The sequence below is a fragment of the Gangjinia marincola genome (assembly GCF_039523415.1).
In the GTDB taxonomy this organism is placed as follows: Bacteria; Bacteroidota; Bacteroidia; order Flavobacteriales; family Flavobacteriaceae; genus Gangjinia; species Gangjinia marincola.
Map to the genome: position 1 here is coordinate 228,977 of NZ_BAAAFG010000012.1, position 17,803 is coordinate 246,779.

14 protein-coding genes are annotated in these 17,803 nt (G+C 38.0%); 7 read left to right on the forward strand and 7 right to left on the reverse strand.

The window, feature by feature from the left end; all coding sequences use genetic code 11:
* Window positions 1-52 precede the first annotated feature (52 nt).
* The gene (locus tag ABD000_RS05605) at window positions 53-1,387 is read left to right on the forward strand and encodes a sigma-54-dependent transcriptional regulator (RefSeq protein ID WP_343764772.1); all 1,335 of its coding nucleotides are present in this window, start codon (window positions 53-55) and stop codon (window positions 1,385-1,387) included.
* On the opposite strand, the gene ABD000_RS05610 is transcribed toward ABD000_RS05605, so the two are convergent.
* On the reverse strand, window positions 1,384-3,789 hold the full coding sequence (locus tag ABD000_RS05610; RefSeq protein ID WP_343764773.1) for a hybrid sensor histidine kinase/response regulator: 2,406 nt from the start codon (window positions 3,787-3,789) through the stop codon (window positions 1,384-1,386). The two genes, ABD000_RS05605 and ABD000_RS05610, sit on opposite strands and share 4 nt — an antisense overlap.
* A 79-nt stretch (window positions 3,790-3,868) precedes the next feature.
* Between ABD000_RS05610 and ABD000_RS05615 the strand changes: the two genes are divergently transcribed.
* Window positions 3,869-4,342 carry a DUF6495 family protein gene (locus ABD000_RS05615; RefSeq protein WP_343764774.1) on the forward strand — a complete coding sequence of 158 codons (474 nt, stop codon included), beginning with the start codon at window positions 3,869-3,871 and terminating at the stop codon, window positions 4,340-4,342.
* Between the two features lie 87 nt (window positions 4,343-4,429).
* On the opposite strand, the gene ABD000_RS05620 is transcribed toward ABD000_RS05615, so the two are convergent.
* The 3 genes from ABD000_RS05620 to ABD000_RS05630 all read right to left on the reverse strand — a co-directional run bounded on the left by ABD000_RS05620 (window position 4,430) and on the right by ABD000_RS05630 (window position 7,992).
* Window positions 4,430-5,902, reverse strand: coding sequence for a S41 family peptidase (locus ABD000_RS05620; protein ID WP_343764775.1), 1,473 nt, complete (start codon window positions 5,900-5,902; stop codon window positions 4,430-4,432).
* 66 nt (window positions 5,903-5,968) lie between these two features.
* Window positions 5,969-6,712: a helix-turn-helix domain-containing protein gene (locus tag ABD000_RS05625; RefSeq protein WP_343764776.1), complete on the reverse strand. Its 744-nt coding sequence runs from the start codon at window positions 6,710-6,712 to the stop codon at window positions 5,969-5,971.
* A gap of 41 nt (window positions 6,713-6,753) precedes the next feature.
* Window positions 6,754-7,992, reverse strand: coding sequence for an ABC transporter permease (locus tag ABD000_RS05630; protein WP_343764777.1), 1,239 nt, complete (start codon window positions 7,990-7,992; stop codon window positions 6,754-6,756).
* Window positions 7,993-8,133: 141 nt separating this feature from the next.
* Between ABD000_RS05630 and hisS the strand changes: the two genes are divergently transcribed.
* Window positions 8,134-9,585 carry a histidine--tRNA ligase gene (gene hisS, locus ABD000_RS05635; protein WP_343764778.1) on the forward strand — a complete coding sequence of 484 codons (1,452 nt, stop codon included), beginning with the start codon at window positions 8,134-8,136 and terminating at the stop codon, window positions 9,583-9,585.
* Between the two features lie 75 nt (window positions 9,586-9,660).
* The gene (locus tag ABD000_RS05640; protein WP_343764779.1) at window positions 9,661-9,837 is read left to right on the forward strand and encodes a hypothetical protein; all 177 of its coding nucleotides are present in this window, start codon (window positions 9,661-9,663) and stop codon (window positions 9,835-9,837) included.
* 112 nt (window positions 9,838-9,949) lie between these two features.
* On the opposite strand, the gene ABD000_RS05645 is transcribed toward ABD000_RS05640, so the two are convergent.
* Entirely contained in the window at window positions 9,950-11,236 is a 1,287-nt protein-coding gene (locus ABD000_RS05645; protein ID WP_343764780.1) for an APC family permease, read from the reverse strand.
* 177 nt (window positions 11,237-11,413) lie between these two features.
* Between ABD000_RS05645 and ABD000_RS05650 the strand changes: the two genes are divergently transcribed.
* Window positions 11,414-11,968, forward strand: coding sequence for a phosphatase PAP2 family protein (locus tag ABD000_RS05650; RefSeq protein WP_343764781.1), 555 nt, complete (start codon window positions 11,414-11,416; stop codon window positions 11,966-11,968).
* A 124-nt stretch (window positions 11,969-12,092) separates the two neighbouring features.
* Here the strand turns inward: ABD000_RS05650 and ABD000_RS05655 are convergent, their stop codons facing one another.
* Together ABD000_RS05655 and recG are read right to left on the reverse strand one after the other, a co-directional pair.
* Window positions 12,093-12,581: a P-loop nucleotide/nucleoside kinase family protein gene (locus ABD000_RS05655; RefSeq protein ID WP_343764782.1), complete on the reverse strand. Its 489-nt coding sequence runs from the start codon at window positions 12,579-12,581 to the stop codon at window positions 12,093-12,095.
* Window positions 12,582-12,627: 46 nt separating this feature from the next.
* On the reverse strand, window positions 12,628-14,733 hold the full coding sequence (recG, locus tag ABD000_RS05660; protein ID WP_343764783.1) for an ATP-dependent DNA helicase RecG: 2,106 nt from the start codon (window positions 14,731-14,733) through the stop codon (window positions 12,628-12,630).
* A 70-nt stretch (window positions 14,734-14,803) separates the two neighbouring features.
* On the opposite strand from recG, the gene ABD000_RS05665 reads away from it, so the two are divergent.
* Window positions 14,804-16,894 carry a M1 family metallopeptidase gene (locus ABD000_RS05665; protein ID WP_343764784.1) on the forward strand — a complete coding sequence of 697 codons (2,091 nt, stop codon included), beginning with the start codon at window positions 14,804-14,806 and terminating at the stop codon, window positions 16,892-16,894.
* The gene (locus ABD000_RS05670; RefSeq protein ID WP_343764785.1) at window positions 16,891-17,799 is read left to right on the forward strand and encodes a patatin-like phospholipase family protein; all 909 of its coding nucleotides are present in this window, start codon (window positions 16,891-16,893) and stop codon (window positions 17,797-17,799) included. Before ABD000_RS05665 ends, ABD000_RS05670 begins: the two co-directional genes overlap by 4 nt.
* Window positions 17,800-17,803: the final 4 nt, after the last annotated feature.

The following is a 17,803-nucleotide window of genomic DNA, read 5'->3' on the forward strand; positions in this document are numbered from 1 at the left end:
CAGCAATGCATGGCTTTTTTATGCGTTATCTTTACCATAAGAAATCAAAACTGTGGCTAAAATCTTACTTATAGAGGATGATGTAGCATTTTCTGCAATGCTTGAGCGCTTTCTACTGCGTAAAGATTTTGAGGTAGAACAGTGTTATACAGCAGAGGATGCCAAGCAAAAATTAAAAAATAACACGTATCAATTGGTCTTTACCGATTTGCGTTTACCAGATGGGGATGGAATCTCTATTCTCATTGCGGCTAAAAAATATCAACCCCATATTCCGGTCATCTTAATGACTAGCTATGCAGATGTTTCTACAGCTGTAAAAGCTATGAAGAAAGGGGCTTTTGACTATATTTCTAAACCGTTTAATCAAGATGAGGTGCTGGTGGTTATCAATAATGCGCTGAAGAGTGAAGTATCTCAACCTAAGAAAATCGAAACAAGCACAGAGCATACCACAAAAAAGCTGGTTTATGGTATAAGTGCATCTTCTAAAAAATTAAATGAGTACATTAAATTAGTTGCCCCTACCACCATGTCAGTCTTAATCTTAGGCGATAGTGGTACGGGAAAAGAGGTTATTGCAAAGCGTATTCATGAACATAGTGATAGAAAGGATAATGCATTCATAGCTGTGGATTGCGGAGCAATTCCTGCCGAAATAGCAGGAAGCGAATTTTTTGGGCACATCAAAGGTTCTTTTACGGGCGCAATTCAAGATAAAGAAGGTCATTTTGCCGCTGCTAATGGTGGCACACTTTTTTTAGACGAAGTGGGTAATCTATCGTATGAAAATCAAATACAACTTTTGCGTGCATTGCAAGAGCGAAAAATTAAACCTATTGGAGCCAATCATGAAATCAATGTGGACATACGTTTGATCACAGCGACGAATGAAGATTTAACTAAAGCGGTCGAAGCAGGAGATTTTAGAGAAGACCTGTTTCATCGTCTCAATGAGTTTTTTATCAAAGTACCCAGACTGGCAGAACGAAAGGAGGATCTCTTAATTTTTGCAGATCATTTTCTGGCTAAGGCTAACGCCGAATTAAACAAAGAGGTAATTGGATTTTCTGACGAGGTATTGACAATTTTTCAGCAGTATGACTGGCCCGGAAACATTAGAGAACTTGCAAATGTGATCAAGAGAGCCACACTTCTTTCTCAAGATAAATTACTTGGACTACAGCATCTTCCGCAGGAATTATTGTATCCTAAAACTACTCCATCAAGTTTAGACGGTACTTTCTCAACCAAGACCCACGAAAAGAACTTGATTATTTCAGCACTCGCCGAAGCAAAAAATAACAAATCAAAAGCAGCCAAACTCCTCAATATAACTCGTAAAACTCTGTATAACAAGCTTAAGCAATATGAAATTGATGCCTAACTTTTTAAGCTTGTTTTAAAGAGTACGGTGTTTTTTTTGATCATCTTTTTAGTTAATGTAAGTTGCTTCTTCACATTTGTAGTCTGATCTAAGCGATCTAATAAATCAACCAAATCAGTCGCATTCACCTGTAAATACATGGTTCTCATCTTGTGTAGTTTAGCAGAAACTGTTTTTTGATCATCATTGATCACCGCACTATGAAGTTCTTTCAAATCTTTAGTAGATGAAGTTTTAAATAGAGACCTGACATATTTTTCATCTTCGGGATCATGGATAAAATCTGTGATAGCAGTGTCCATACTTATGTTACCATTAGAATAGGCATGGGGTGTATTGGTACCCGGATATAGTGCTCGCTTTACTACTTGTTGTAAGTGTATAGCCGAAAAAGGTTTTTTTAACACAGCCGAAAATCCTGCATCCAGATAGGATGATTCATCAATATTTTGACGGCCGGTCATAGCAATAATGGGTTGACCTATATAATTAAAATCAGGGGAATTTTTGAGTTGTTCTGCAATATGAAATCCATTAAAATCGGGTAGCTGGATATCGGTTAAAATAAGATTATAGTTAAGATCTTTAATGTGTTGCACCGCTTTTGCTCCACTATTGAACGGGTGAACCTTTATATTTTCACGATTCATGAGAATTGTGATCAATTCTAATAATGCTTCGTCATCATCGATAAGTACCGCACTAATAGTTGCAGAATCTGGCGCGCTATCAGGTTGATCCTTACTCAAATGGGGTTCTTCCAACTGGGCGGGTAAGATTACGGTGAATGTACTTCCTACACCAACCTTACTGGTTAGGCTTAGCGTACCGTTGAGCAGTGTAACCAATTTTTTAGAAATGGTAAGTCCTAGTCCAGATCCCCCGTACTGTTTTTCAATAGACTCTTCGGCCTGTGTGAATTCTTCAAAAATAAGGGTTTGCTTTTCAGATTGAATACCTATTCCTGTATCCTTTATCTCAATAGTAACTAAATCTTTGTTTTTATTTAATTTGGCTGATACCCAAATGCTTCCTTCTGAAGTAAACTTAACCGCATTACCGATCAAATTTGAAAGAATTTGCCGAATCCTAAAAGGGTCTCCCACTAAGCGTTGACCTGAAACATCATCAATATGTAAGATAATTTCAACTGACCGCTCAGGATGAATATCACTGTATTGATCAATGACGTCTTTAATAAGATCACCTAAATGAAAAGGGACTTTTTCAATGGTAATTTTATGTGCTTCTAACTTGGAGTAATCCATAAGATCATCGACCAATTGGTTAACGTAATGGGATGCTTTTTTGATGCGATCAACATAATAATGGTCTTTGATCGCCAATGCAGATTCGTTAAGTAATTCGCTATAGCCGCTTATTGTTCCTAAGGGTGTTTTGAGATCGTGACTTACCATAGAGATGAGCTGTTCGCGGTTCTTAAGCAGTTTTTGATTGTACTCGCTGGTTTTTTCGGCTTTTACCCTATAGCGCTGAGTATTCCAAAAATCATTTACAATTAAAACCGAAAATATAATCACCAGAATAGCAGCTAGTATAGCGGCATATATAATAGTGTCGACGCTTTTACGCTGAATGCTTTTTTGCTCCAAGCCCACAGTTCGTGCCGTTTGCAAAAATTCTTGTTCAAAATCTGCTATGATTTCGCGCAATTGCTCAGATATAATGACGTCTTTTTGTTGAAGCTTTCGTTCTTCAAAAATAAGCTCCTGTCTTTCTTGCGCCACTTCTTGCTGAATGCTTTGCAAGACATTTCTAGATACAGTAACGATAGAATCCAGCGTGCTTTGATCCACAGAATTTGTGGAGTCGCGCGGGATGTACTTATTATAAATGGCGATACGTTCTTCAAGTAAATCTCTGATCCTGGGAGATAGTTTTTCAGGGTCTTTAGTATAGTCTTCTAAGGTAAGTCGGCCCAGGGTGGATTCAATAGAACTTAATTGATTGATCGCCCGTTGCAGGGTAACCTCAGATCCTTTGTCGTTTCTAATACGTTGGAGTGCTGTGATGTTTTCAGCTTTTTGATCAATTAGAATAGCAATGCTATCCAATCGCTGACGTTGAGCCGAATCTTGAATAATTTGTTTCAACAACTCAATTTCTTTCGTTATTGAATCCTTTTTTGCCTCATACAGGCTAATGACGCCTGGATTATCAGATTGCTGAGCAGTACGGGCTAATCCTTCACTTTCGTACATATAGGTAAGTAGCTTACCAAACCTAAGTACATGATTTTTCTCTTGTGTATCTTTTTGTTGGATTTCAACAAAATTGGTGAATTCCCCGTATACAATGTACCCTACTACCACAACCAGTAGGGTCAAAGCAAAATAGCTTAGAATTACTTTAAGAGTGATTTTATTTGTGAGCGCAGTCAAAATGAATAGTTGATTCTAGTAAAGATACGAACGAAATTTTTGAAGGTTTATGTTTACTTTTGCAGAAAATTATAAAGGTTTGAAATACGCACGCTTAACTAAAGAGCAATTAGATGAACTCCGCCAGGAATTTATCAACTTTTTGGCTATTCAAAAAATAACGGCAGAGGAGTGGGAAAGCATTAAAAAGGAAAAGCCCAATGTTGCCGAAGAGGAACTGGATCTCTTTAGTGATCTGGTGTGGGAGGGAGTTCTAACTCAAGTCAACTATCTGGAACATTTCTCTACCAACCAGCTATTTTTATTTAAAGTTTCTGCCTTAACCATGAGTTTGATTGGGATTAAAATTGATCGTGATGATATTGATATTACGACTGCAACGGGCTATAACTGGTTACAGCAAAATCTAATGGATGATCGGGTGAATTTATATTCAAGTGAAAAAGTGATCAAAGAAGAGGAGCGCAACAGTGATATCTTTGCATTAATCCAACAAGGCGCTAATATTACGAAAGGAGAGTTGTACGAGTATATGGAAGAGAAGTTGCCTTGAATCTTTTTGAGTAATTCTAGTATCAGTGTTATTTTTTAGCTTGCTATTATTTTTGCTCACAACTCACAACTACTTCCGTTCTTATTCTTAGTGACCGGCTTTGCCATTTATGATAAATTCTACAGGAACATTTTTTCCAGCTAGATATTCTGTGATCGTTGGAATAACTTTATAGTCTGGAATCACTCCTCTTCCAAATTCACCATTTTGAACATTCATATCAAATTTTAGCGAAGGAATAAAAATTGATAGTTTTGAGTTTGGTAAAATTAATTTACTTCTGTACCCGCTTGTATTGCCGTAATATCCTCCGCCTGTTTCTTCTCCCACAAAAATTCCGCGATTAGAGGTTTTAATCATATTTGAAAATTCGCTGCCGCCAGAGTATGTTACCGGACTAATAATGACATAAAGCTTCCCCTTGTATTTATAATTAGGCTCTTTCTTATAAGCCATTAGTCCAAATCCCCAATTAGCTTTTCGGCAATAACTTTTATCGGGCATTTTATCATTGGCAAAAATCCGCTCCAGCAACCCAAAAGTTTTAAGTTTTACGGGCTTATCAATTCCATTATCTAGTATAGATACTTGGCTCTTTGCGCAAACAGAATTATATTTTCTATAGTTATCTGCAACATAAGAAAATAATAAATTTTCATTACCCTCATTACCACCACCATTATTGCTTACATCTATAATTACATGATCAATTTCTAGGGTATGAATTTTTTTAAAGCTACTTTTTAAAAATGTTGAGAGACTTTTATTTTCTTTGTTGTACCTATAACTGGAAGTTGAAAAAGTATGTACACCTAAATAGGCAATCGTGTCATTTAGTATTTTAAATTCTAAATTTTCTTTAATTGATGAACTTTGTTTCTTTGGTTCAATACTATCTTTAAAATCCTTTAATTTTTTAGCTTTTAGTAAAATAGTACTTATTACGCCACTAGAATCTTTAACTTTAATGGAGTAATCATTTATAAAACCATATTTTAAAAAATGGTATCGAGAAAAATTGTGGGCATATAAATCAGAATATTTTACAGCTTTGATGTAGCCGTCTGAAGCAAATAATTGACCAAATTCATCGACCAATTGAGAAGGACTTTTACCATTGATGCTTAAAATTTGTTTTCCTAAAAGAGGGCTATCATATAATTTGCTCTTTTTTGCAACATACATTTTCTTATCGAGAAAAATAACATTGAGCGGAAGATAGTGTGCTTCATTTTGTAAGAACTTTTTTGTTTCATTTGAAAATTTTATATCAGTATGATCTTCTCTAGACAGACCAACTAAAGGTGCGACAATATTAAAAAATTCAATTTCATTGAGGTCTTTCGTTATCTTCATCTTTGCAGTAGAGAATGCGTTATCAACACTATCCTTATGCGTGTACCAATACATACCAGAATGATGTTTATCCAGTCCCTGTTTAAGTAGAGCTAGATCGCGTAGTAATAAGTTCTCATCAATTTTTCTTAGATAACCATAATCTTGCGCAGCGGCTATCGTAATAAAATGATATAATATTAAAGCTAATGTGAATCTCTTCATCTTGTCTCTTGATTTTTGACAAAAAGAAAAAAATTATATACACTAATGTGGTATTATATTGACTTTTTAGACTAAGAACTCTTTTTGATAGGTTTTAGGTCTTATGCCAATAAATTTTTTGAATGATTTTGAAAAATGGGAAGTATCGGTAAAATTATACTCATAGGCCTTCTCTGTGATAGAACACTCTTTTGTCATTGTCTTTTTACAATGAAAGACTTTCTTCATTAAGGTGTAATGAATTGGTGATATCCCAGTTGTTTCTTTAAACTTTCTTGCGAAACTATATTTATTAAGATGTGCAATTTCTGCTAATTGCTCTAGGGATATAATTTCTTTTATATTAAGTTCTATATATGCGTCAATACTACCCCAGTAACTTAATGGCTTTTTAATGCTTAATGTTTTTGTTAACTCACCAAAAGATGATAATTGTAGAATAAACTTTTTTAGTAAAGAATTATCAGGGCGGTTTTCAAGATTCATTAACTGTTTGAATAGAGTATTTAATTTATCATTTCGTATTACTCTATTCTCAAAATGTAACGTTTGGTCCAATGGGAGCATTGCTCTCACTGTTTCTTCAGGGATATACAAAGTATCAAATGCTAGTAAATTAGATGAAGAAAATATAGGATTTGAATGTAATTCATAGGGATGTGTGATAGTGATGTCATCTACGTTTCCAACAAATTGTTCTTCTTGTATATTTATAAGTTCTACGCCATTTTTAATAATTGATATACAAAACTCAGGATGGTAATGAAGTGGAAACGCCTCTTTCTGATTCTTGAATGATAATCTATTCACGATATTCTTTATATTGAATATGACTTTTAATAAATTAACTACTATTCATAACGCAGCGACTCAATAGGATCTTGTTTTGCTGCTTTAGTAGCAGGATATCCGCCAGAAATTAACGCAATTATGAATGAAATCACTACGGCCCAAATCATAGCTGCCCAAGGTGTCGCAAACTTAAAGTCCGCAAAATTAGCCACGGCATAGCCTATACCAATTCCCAAAATAATACCTAGCAAAGCACCCAGCTGACCAATCATCATCGTCTCAACAAAAAACTGTGTTGCTATGCTTTTCTTTTTGGCACCTAAGGCTTTTCGCACTCCTATTTCCCGGGTTCGTTCTGTCACAGAAACCAGCATGATGTTCATCAACGCGATAGATGATCCTAACACGGTAATGATTGAAATGATCCATGCGGCAATGTTTAGCACACTTGTAATTTGAAAAATTTGATTGATCAAACTATCACTGCGTTCCATCCCAAAATTATTTTCTTCAACCGGGGCGAGTTTGCGAATGTTTCTAAAGGTAATGATAGCTTCATCCTGTGCATTTTCAAGCATGTCTTTATTATCTACCTTAATGCTTACACTGTAGTTAATGTTTGCGTTTGTATAGATGGAGCGGGCAATTTCTAAGGGAATCAAGACGCGTAAATCCTGATTATTCCCAAAGGTAGATCCCTTAGTTTCAAGAACACCGATTACCTTGAATTTGACTCCACGTATTGCGATGGTTTTCCCAATAGGATTAACATCTTTAAGGAGATCCTTTTCAAAATCAGCTCCTAAAATGCACACATTGTTATTATTTTGAATATCAAAAACGGTAAAATCACGACCTTTCCCCAGGTCTAAACCAGAATTCCTCAGGTAATTTTCATCAACCCCTAGTACGCGAACTTCGGGATCGGTTTTTTCAGATTCATAGCGCACTTCGGCTGCACCCGTTCCCGTAAAAGAAAGCGACGTTTGGGTGAATGGATATTGGTAATCCTCTTTAAATTGGCGCACTTCACGATAGGATAGAATAGGATTTATTTTTTCGCGTTCACCACCTCGTCGTTGTACGGTGAATTCGTATTGACGCAGGCTAAACGTATTAGAACCCATGGCAGCAAAATCACTGGTAATTGTATTTTCTAACGCTGTAACGGCGGTTAAAATACCAACTAATGCAGTTATCCCAATTGCGATAATTAAGACAGTAAGAATAGTTCTAAGCAGCTGTCCTTTAATGCTGTTCGCTGCGATGCGAATGTTTTCTCTTAATAGTGTAAACATAAACCTAAGGTATAACTAAAACGTTAGTACAAAAGCATGGCTTAAAGTTACACTAATCTGTTAAAGATTCGTGGAGAAACTGATCTTTATAGGTAGATGATCTATGCAGCTAATCCATATATTTGCAGCTTTAGAACAATTATGGCTCAAAAACCAAGCATCCCAAAAGGAACCCGCGATTTTTCTCCGGCTCAGGTTGCCCGCAGAAACTACATCATCGACACCATCAAACAAAGTTTTACCAGATATGGGTTTCAGCCTATTGAAACGCCTAGTATGGAAAATAGTTCCACATTGATGGGCAAGTATGGTGAAGAAGGCGATCGTTTGATTTTTAAGATTTTAAATAGTGGGGATTTTATGAAAAACATAAAGGATTTTTCAGAAATTGTTTTTGGAAAAGATTTTGAAACCGAATATACAGAGAGTGAGGTAAGTGGAATGCCTGTAACCACGGGTAAAATTTCAGATATTGATAGTAATAAGCTTTCAACATTTATATCAGAAAAAGCATTGCGCTACGATTTAACGGTTCCCTTTGCGCGATATGTAGTACAGCATCAAAACGAAATTGAACTCCCATTTAAACGCTATCAGATTCAGCCGGTATGGAGAGCTGACCGTCCCCAAAAAGGAAGGTATAGGGAGTTTTACCAATGTGATGCAGATGTGGTGGGGAGCGATAGTTTATGGCAAGAGGCAGAGTTCATTCAATTGTACGATCAGGTATTTACTGATTTGGGGCTAAAGGGCACCACAATAAAAGTGAATAATCGTAAAATTTTAGCAGGAATTGCTGAAGTTATGAACGCTCAGGAAAAGTTAATTGACTTCACGGTGGCATTGGATAAGCTGGATAAGATAGGTGAGGAGAAGGTCAAGGAAGAAATGCTGGAGAAAGGTATTTCTGAAGAAGCTATTGAAAAGCTAGCGCCTATTTTTCGCTTACGCGGAAGCTTTCAAGAACAGATCGATCAACTCAAGGAACTGTTAGTAACCTCTGAAGCTGGTCAGCAAGGCATCAAAGAGCTTAGTTTTATTCAGCAAATTATAGATGCAAACCCATTGCAAACTGCTAAACTTGAATTAGATGTAACCCTTGCGCGTGGTCTAAACTATTACACCGGAGCGATTTTTGAAGTTTCAGCTCCTGCGGGAGTAAAGATGGGGTCCATTGGTGGCGGTGGACGTTATGACGACCTCGCCGGAATTTTTGGGCGGGATGATATTAGCGGTGTAGGAATCTCTTTTGGATTAGACCGAATTTATCTCGTAATGGAAGAGCTTCAGCTGTTTCCTGAAACAGTTACCGCAAATACAAAAGTGCTTTTTATCAATTTTGGAGAGGCTGAAGCAGGGTATGCATTCACGGCAGTGCAACAGCTTCGGAATAAAAAAATCAATGCAGAGCTCTACCCGGATGCTGCCAAGATGAAAAAGCAAATGACCTATGCCGATCGGCGTGACATTCCTTTCGTTGTGCTGGCCGGAACCAATGAAATTTCGGACAAAACCTATACTTTGAAAAACATGAAGACTGGTGAGCAGCAAACGCTTGTTCTGAAAGATTTAGTAGAAAAACTTTCATTTTGACAGTATTTATTAAGTATTAACGCCCATTTAACGCCCGCTTTTTTAAGTTGTGTTTATCTTGAAAACAAAAAAACTATGAAAAAGGATATTGAAGATATTTCCAGAGAGAATCGTGTTGATCGTGAAGATTTACCGTTAGCAGATATGCATCAAGACGGAATACGTTTTAGTGATGAACATGCCGCCGAAAAGCAACGAAAAGAAAATCAAAAAGAACGTATAGAACGTTTAGAGAAAGAGAAGAAAGACTAACATCTAATCGGTTTATGCCTTGAAGCATACCTCTTCAATTATACGAAAGCATTAGCAAGCTATTGTTTAAAAGTAAAAAAGTATCCAGATTTATCTGGATATTTTTTTAGCGTTATTTTTTCTTCATCTGTTTAAATAGCAAATAGAGTATAGAGGCTGAAGCGGCAAAAATTCCTGTTCCAATCATTTCAGGACGGGTCATGTGAGATAAAAAATAGAGAATGATCAGCATACTCAGTACAGGGACGATATATCCACCGGCGATCTGAAATTCTTCGGCTTTTTTGGGTTGTTTACTTCGCAGTTTAAGCACAGATAATGCTACGCCAAAATAGATAAATAATAGTGAACTGCTGGCAATAACAGCTAATTGTTCAAAGCTACCCGTAGCAGCGATGATAAATCCTAAGAAGGCGTATAGTAGAATAGCAACATGCGGGGTAGCAAATCTTGGATGAATGCGTTCCAATCCTTTTGACACGATTGCTTTATCCCGTGCGAGAGCATACAGCACCCGCGGACTGTTAAGAATAGATCCACTCATATACCCAAACATTGAAACACCGGCACCTGCAATGAGAATAGCATAGCCAATCGGTCCAAAGATGACACGAGCAGTTTCAGCTAATGGGACTTCTTTAAAATTAACCAAATCATCACCTAACACGCCTTGCGCAACTGTTTGAATCAAGATGTAAAGTACCAGTACACTAAATATACTAATGAAGATAGCTCTGGGAACGGTACGCTTTGGGTTTTTTATTTCGCCCCCTACTACGAGTCCCATTTCACATCCTTGAAAAGCAAAAAACAATATCAAAGCAGTTGCACCTAATTGTTCAATACCGGGAAGAGCTTCGATCACTAAATTTTTGGATTGTACTGCAGTCCATCCAATTGTGATCAGCAGTATTAGGGGGATGAGCTTCGCAACTGTATTAAATTTTATGAGCCACATACCTTGTCTTATTCCGGCGCTATTAATTACTGCTAAACCCATAAAAAGAAAAAATAAAATCAAGAGCCTAAGCCATTGCTCCCCGAAAACAGGATCGATGACAGGCAGAATGTTAATTAAAGCGTTAGAAACCGCAGCGTCAGCAAATAAGGTAGTGCCAATGGAGAATAATCCCGCTAAAAATCCCGGATATGCACCAAAGGCAGTTTCAATATAGGTGTAAGAGCCTCCTGTTTTAGTGACTTTGCTACCGATTTCGGCATAACAAAGTGCAATTAGTAGAACCAGTATTCCACAAAATAGATAAGCGATGATGCTAGAAGATCCCATTTTGGCAGCAATAACTGCCGGTAGCGCAAAAATACCAGCACCTATGATAATATTCATGATATTAGCCGATAGGCCTATGGTACCTACGCTTCGGGTGAGTTTTTCTTTCATGAATATTCCATGTCATATTTGTTAAGCGCAAAATATAATATTTAGTTTAAATGCAATGATTTGTTTTGCGCGTAAGATTTAGTGAAGGTTGATTCAAAATTAGTACTATTTTAAAATTGCTAAGTGACGATAGTTGCTATATTTGGATTATATATAGTCAGTCATTAAATCGATCTCTTGAAAAATTTTTGGTCTCAATTTTTATTTTTTTGCCTTCTAATTAGCTTATTTCACAGCCAATCTGCGTCTGCTCAAGGTGATTTAACCAGCCAAGAATTTGGAGATGTCTTTTTAGTCACACTTCCTGCAGCAACGATGACGACCACATTAGCCTTGCAAGATTTTAAGGGCACCTGGCAATTTAGTAAAGGTCTTTTAGTAACTATGGGCGTCACCTACGGTTTAAAATATATTGTTGATAAGGACCGTCCTGATAACAGCGGGAGCGATTCATTCCCATCGGCTCATACCTCTGCTGTTTTTCATAGCGCCGGATTTGTACATAAGCGTTATGGATTAAAATATGCGATCCCATCCTACCTCATGGCGGGATTTACAGGGTACAGCCGTATTGATTCAAAGAAACACGATGTATTTGATGTGCTGGCAGGTATGATCATAGGCTTAGGAAGTAATTTTCTGTTCGTCACAGAGTATCAACAGCAGCACATGCAGCTCACTTATTCTCAACAAGATGAGATGCGATTGATAGGTTTTGAGTATAGATTTTGAGACTAATCTTATATTTTCTCAATCGCGCCTAAATCATTCATTAGATATCATTTTATGCTACCTTTTTCTTAAGTATTGGAATTTTTAAGAAAAAATGCGTTATACTCCTGGAAGACAATTTGATTTATTTCAATAAAACAATAGCATCTACAAGCTCTTCATTCGTAGGTCGTTCGAACCATTTTTCCTTAAATTCAAACTCCTCATTAGTGACATCAAATGAATACGTAGCTCCGCGAGTTTGATTTCTTTCCTCAATCCGACTTAAACGCTCTTCTTTAGAAATATCTAAATAGTGCAACTTTAACTGATAGCTATTCTCTAGGGCGAATTCTCTAAACTTTTGTCTGTGATCAAATTTAGATAAGCCAAGGTCTAGTATGGTATCTACACTTGATTCTTCAAGCTGATGTATGAGTGACATAATCATTTCTTCGGCTCTGTCAATGCGCTCAAGAAACCATGCTAGTCCGTCGTGCTCTTTTTTGTCGGGTAGAAATAACGTTTTATTCCAGTGATCAATAGAGAAAATCACTCCGTTATTCTTTTCTTTAAGTACGTTAGAATATGTTGTTTTTCCTGCACCAGTATTACCGACTATGAGATGTATCATTCCTGTAGATTTAGTATGTTAAGATCCCCTCTCTTTCCATATATCATTAACTAATATAATTCCACAGTGATTTATGCTTCATCATTTTAGCAAAAGCTCTGGCAATGGGTAGGTTGTCCGATTGACTTAGATTAGGATCTTTTTTAAGCAATTCTTGGGCGTAACTTCGGGCTATGTTCAGCAAATCATTATCACGGATCAAATCAGCTACTTTGAGTTGTAGAATTCCACTTTGTTGGGTGCCCATCAAATCACCGGGACCGCGAAGTTTCAAATCTACTTCCGCAATTTCAAAACCATCATTGGTAGACGTCATGGTTTGCATGCGGGTTTTGCTGTCATTGCCCAGTTTGGATCCCGTCATTAAAATACAATAACTTTGATCTGCTCCGCGACCTACACGCCCTCTTAGCTGGTGCAGCTGCGATAATCCAAACCGCTCTGCACTCTCAATGACCATGACACTGGCATTGGGCACATTAACTCCAACTTCAATGACAGTAGTAGCAACCATGATGTGGGTTTCTCCCTTAACAAAGCGATTCATTTCGTACTCCTTATCAGCAGGCTTCATTTGGCCGTGAACGATAGAAATTTGAAATTCTGGTGCCGGGAATTCTCTGGCAACACTTTCATAGCCATCCATCAAATCCTTATAGTCTAGCGTAGCAGATTCTTGAATCAGTGGATAAACCACATAAATCTGTCTTCCTTTTTGAATTTCATCGCGCATAAATTTAAACACCTTTAGTCGATTACTATCGTATCTGTGCACCGTTTTAATGGCTTTTCTGCCCGGGGGCAATTCATCAATTACAGAGACATCCAAATCGCCGTATAAGGTCATGGCTAAGGTACGAGGGATGGGGGTTGCCGTCATCACCAATACATGAGGGGGTAGGCTATTTTTCTTCCATAATTTTGATCGTTGTGCCACACCAAAACGATGCTGTTCATCAATAATCGCCAGCCCTAAGTTCTTAAACTGAACCGTATCTTCAATCAAGGCATGGGTACCCAGAAGAATATGCACACTACCATCTCGTAAACCTTCATGTAATATTCTACGTTCAGCGGTTTTTGTTGATCCTGTCAATAACGCCACCTTAATATCCATAGGTTCCAGCAGTTCGCTGATGCCTTGATAATGTTGAATTGCCAGGATTTCTGTAGGTGCCATTAAACAGGCTTGGTAGCCATTATCAATAGCAATGAGCATTGTCATTAACGCCACAATGGTTTTACCTGATCCTACATCGCCCTGTAATAATCGATTCATCTGTGCGCCGGTGCCCATATTATGCCTAATTTCCTTCAACACATGCTTTTGCGCATTAGTCAAATCGAATGGGAGGTGTTTACTGTAAAACTCATTAAACTGTTCACCTACGGTATTAAACACAAATCCTTTGATTTTAGCTTTATGCAACAGGTTTTTATGGATGAGTTGCAGCTGAATGAAAAAGAGCTCTTCAAACTTTAAACGATATTGTGCTTTTGCCAGCAGCTGCGGACTTTCAGGAAAATGAATGGTAAACATTGCTGTGCCACGATCGATCAGGGCTAATTGACTGAGTAGAGAAGGGGACAAGGTTTCAGCGAAGTTTTTGCCACTCTGCATAAAAATTTGCTGTACTAGTTTGCTAATGATGCGATTGGTGATATTAGCTTTTGCCAGCTTTTCTGTAGATGGATATACGGGTTGCATCGCTACGCGAATGTTTTGTTCGTGTTCGCTGAGTAGTTCCAGTTCAGGATGGGGCATCGAGAAAATTCCGCTGTAAAAATTTACTTTTCCAAAGATTACATAGGGCGCATTGAGTTTTAGATTTTCTTGCAGGTATTTATGACCTCTAAACCACACCAGTTCCATTTTTCCAGTTTCATCGGCAAAGGTTGCGACTAAACGAGATCCGCGTTTCATAGGAACACTCTTGAGATGGACGATTTTCCCAACAATTTGTACCTCGGCAGAGCTTTTTACCAGCTCACTTATGGTGTAGTATTTCGTTTTATCGATGTATCTGTGCGGAAAATGGTGCAGCAGATCTTGATATGTCTTGATTCCCAGTTCACTACGCAATAAGGCAGCGCGGTTGGGACCTACGCCTTTAAGATATTCGATAGGAGTTTGAAGATCTGAAGCACTCATGCTAAGCGAAAATAAAACATTTGGCGTAATTTTAGCGGAGTAGACAGATGCAGATCACATTGTTTTGAACATGGTGTATAAATTATTTATTTTATTATTCTTTTCTTTCTTCGGAAAAGGTATTGCGCAGCAACAAGCTTTGGTCGATTTCCAGAGAATTGATGCATATTTGACCTTAAGTGATACTACTAATCACGTGAGCGGAAGGGTTTCAGCTACATTTGAGATTAAAAAGGCTATTGATTCAGTATACCTAAATGCTAAAAATATAACGGTCTATGAATTGTCTTCTTCACCTTCCGAAGAAAATAGTTATACACTTTCTTACGATCAGGAACATCTTATTTTTAAAGGTGACTTTCAGCCTGAAAAAGCATACACCGTAGATTTCACCTATTCTGCAAAACCTGTCAAGGCGTTATATCACGTCACAACTACACTCGGGGATCAAGTATGGTCTCAGGGTCAGGGAAAATATACGTCTAACTGGCTTCCTTCTATTGATGATATGAATGATAAGATTGAGTTTGATCTTAAGTTTACGGCTCCAAAGGGATTTGAATTAGTTGCCAACGGTCTGCTCACTGAGAAATCTGTTCACGGCGATATGATTATTTGGGATTTTGATATGACTCATCCCATGAGCAGTTATCTGGTGGCAGTGGCGATGGGTGATTATGCTGCAAAGGAGGAGCAAAGTGCTAGTGGAGTACCAATGAAGTTCTATTATTATCCGCAGGATAGCAGCAAAGTGAATGCTACTTATCGCCACAGCAAGCGCATGTTTGATTTTTTAGAAGAAGAGATTGGCGTTGCCTATCCGTGGAAAACCTATGCGCAAGTTCCTGTGAAGGATTTTCTATATGCAGGGATGGAAAATACCTCTGTTACTATTTTTAGCGATGCCTTTGTAGTAGACGAGATTGGTTTTAATGATCAAAACTACGTCAATGTAAATGCCCATGAATTGGCGCACCAATGGTTTGGGGATTTGGTGACTGAAACCAGCGGAACTCACCACTGGCTGCATGAAGGCTTTGCGTCCTATTATGCATTATTAGCAGAGCGTGAGATATTCGGGGATGATTATTATTACTTCAAGTTGTATGAATCTGCAGAACGTCTAAAAGCCCTAAGCGATCAAGGGAAGGGAGAAGCTTTACTCAATCCTAAGGCGAGTTCACTTACTTTTTATGAAAAGGGTGCATGGGCATTACATATGCTTCGGGAACGAGTTGGAGATGAGCCCTTTAAAAAGGGTGTAAAAAACTACTTGGAGAAACACGCATTTAAAAATGTTACTACATCTGATTTTTTGAGCGAAGTTGAGAATACATCTGGGATGCCTTTGCAGCTTTTTAGAGAAGACTGGTTGGAGCAGTCAGCTTTTCAAGGCTATGCGGCTGTAAATTCATTAAAGAAGTCGGCGTTTATGCAGCGATTATTTGAGTTGATAGCGCTACGCGAAAAAGGAATCGATGCGAAGAGAACCGCGATAGAAAAGACCTTTGCATTCCCAGTGAACACTTACCTGGCACAAGAGGCCGTCAATCAACTGAGTGAATTTGAAGCCGAAGCGGTGCTGGAATTATATGAAAAGGCATTGGCAACTAATGACCTTTACGTACGGCAGGCTGTGGCGAAAATGATGAATACGATTCCGGAAGTTTTTCGTAAAAAATTTGAAACTCTGCTAAATGATGAATCCTACGTCACCCAAGAAGCCGCTTTTTTTAGGCTATGGGAGCAATTCCCGGCGAATAGAGTAACGTATTTTGAGACGATGCAGGGCAAGGTTGGTTTGCCCAATCACAACCTAGAATTGTTATGGCACGCCTTACATCTGGCCAGTGATTATAAAAATGTCGAAAAACCAGCAGTTTTGGCTCATCTGCAATCATTTACTGCACCTGAGTATGCCTATCAAATACGAACAGAGGCATTTAGCTATCTCTATCAATTCAATCAATTTAGCGACCAAAACTTATTGGATCTAGCACAAGCTTCAACCCATCACGTATGGCGATTTAGAAAAGATGCCCGACGTTTGATGGGATTATTGGTAGAAGATGAAGAATATCAAAACCGCTATAAATCGCTTTATGATGGCATGGCTGCGGAAGAGCGCGCATACGTCACTAAAACCCTGGCAGAATTATGAGAGCGTTGGTCATTTCTGGTGGGGGAAGTAAAGGTGCGTTTGCCGGTGGAGTGGCGCAGTATCTCATTGAAGAAGCGGGATATGACTATAATTTGTTTATAGGAACTTCTACCGGAAGTCTACTCTTAAGTCATTTAGCACTGAATAAAGCTGAAAAGATGCGCGAGGTTTATACTTCGGTTAATCAGCAGAGTATTTTTAGTCGAAATCCTTTTACGATCAAGAAAAAGCACGGTGTACATCAGGTGGGGATAAAGCATAGAAATGTACTCCGTAATTTTTTTAGGGGTTCAAAAACCTTCGGCGAAAGCCATAACCTTAAACAACTTATCCGGAAAAATTTGACTCCTGCAGAATTTGAAGAATTAAAACAAGGACCAAAAGAAGTGGTCGTCACAGTTTCTAATTTGTCGTTGAATCAAGTGGAGTATAAGTCCATCAATGACTTTACGTACGATGATTTTTGTGATTGGATTTGGATATCAGCGAATTACATCCCATTTATGAGTTTGGTCAAGAAGAACGGCTGTGAATATGCTGATGGTGGTTTTGGATGCGTAGTTCCTATCGAAGAAGCGGTAAAACGTGGCGCCACGGTGATTGATGTGATCATTTTAGAGACTGAGGTGACGTATATCAATCCGCTGCCGAGTAAAAATGCCTTTGGCTTGTTGACTAATCTGCATGGTTTTATGATGGATCGCATTGAAAAACAAAATATACGTATTGGCCAGTTTGCAGCGGCGAATAAGAATGTGATCATTAATCCGTATTACACACCAACGGTACTTACTACCAATTCGCTCATTTTTGATAAGGTCAAAATGAACTTGTGGTGGGACAGCGGATTTGAATTTGCAAAGTCTCGTAATGTTACAAAAGATAGTCAAGTGGATTTGGAGTAGGATT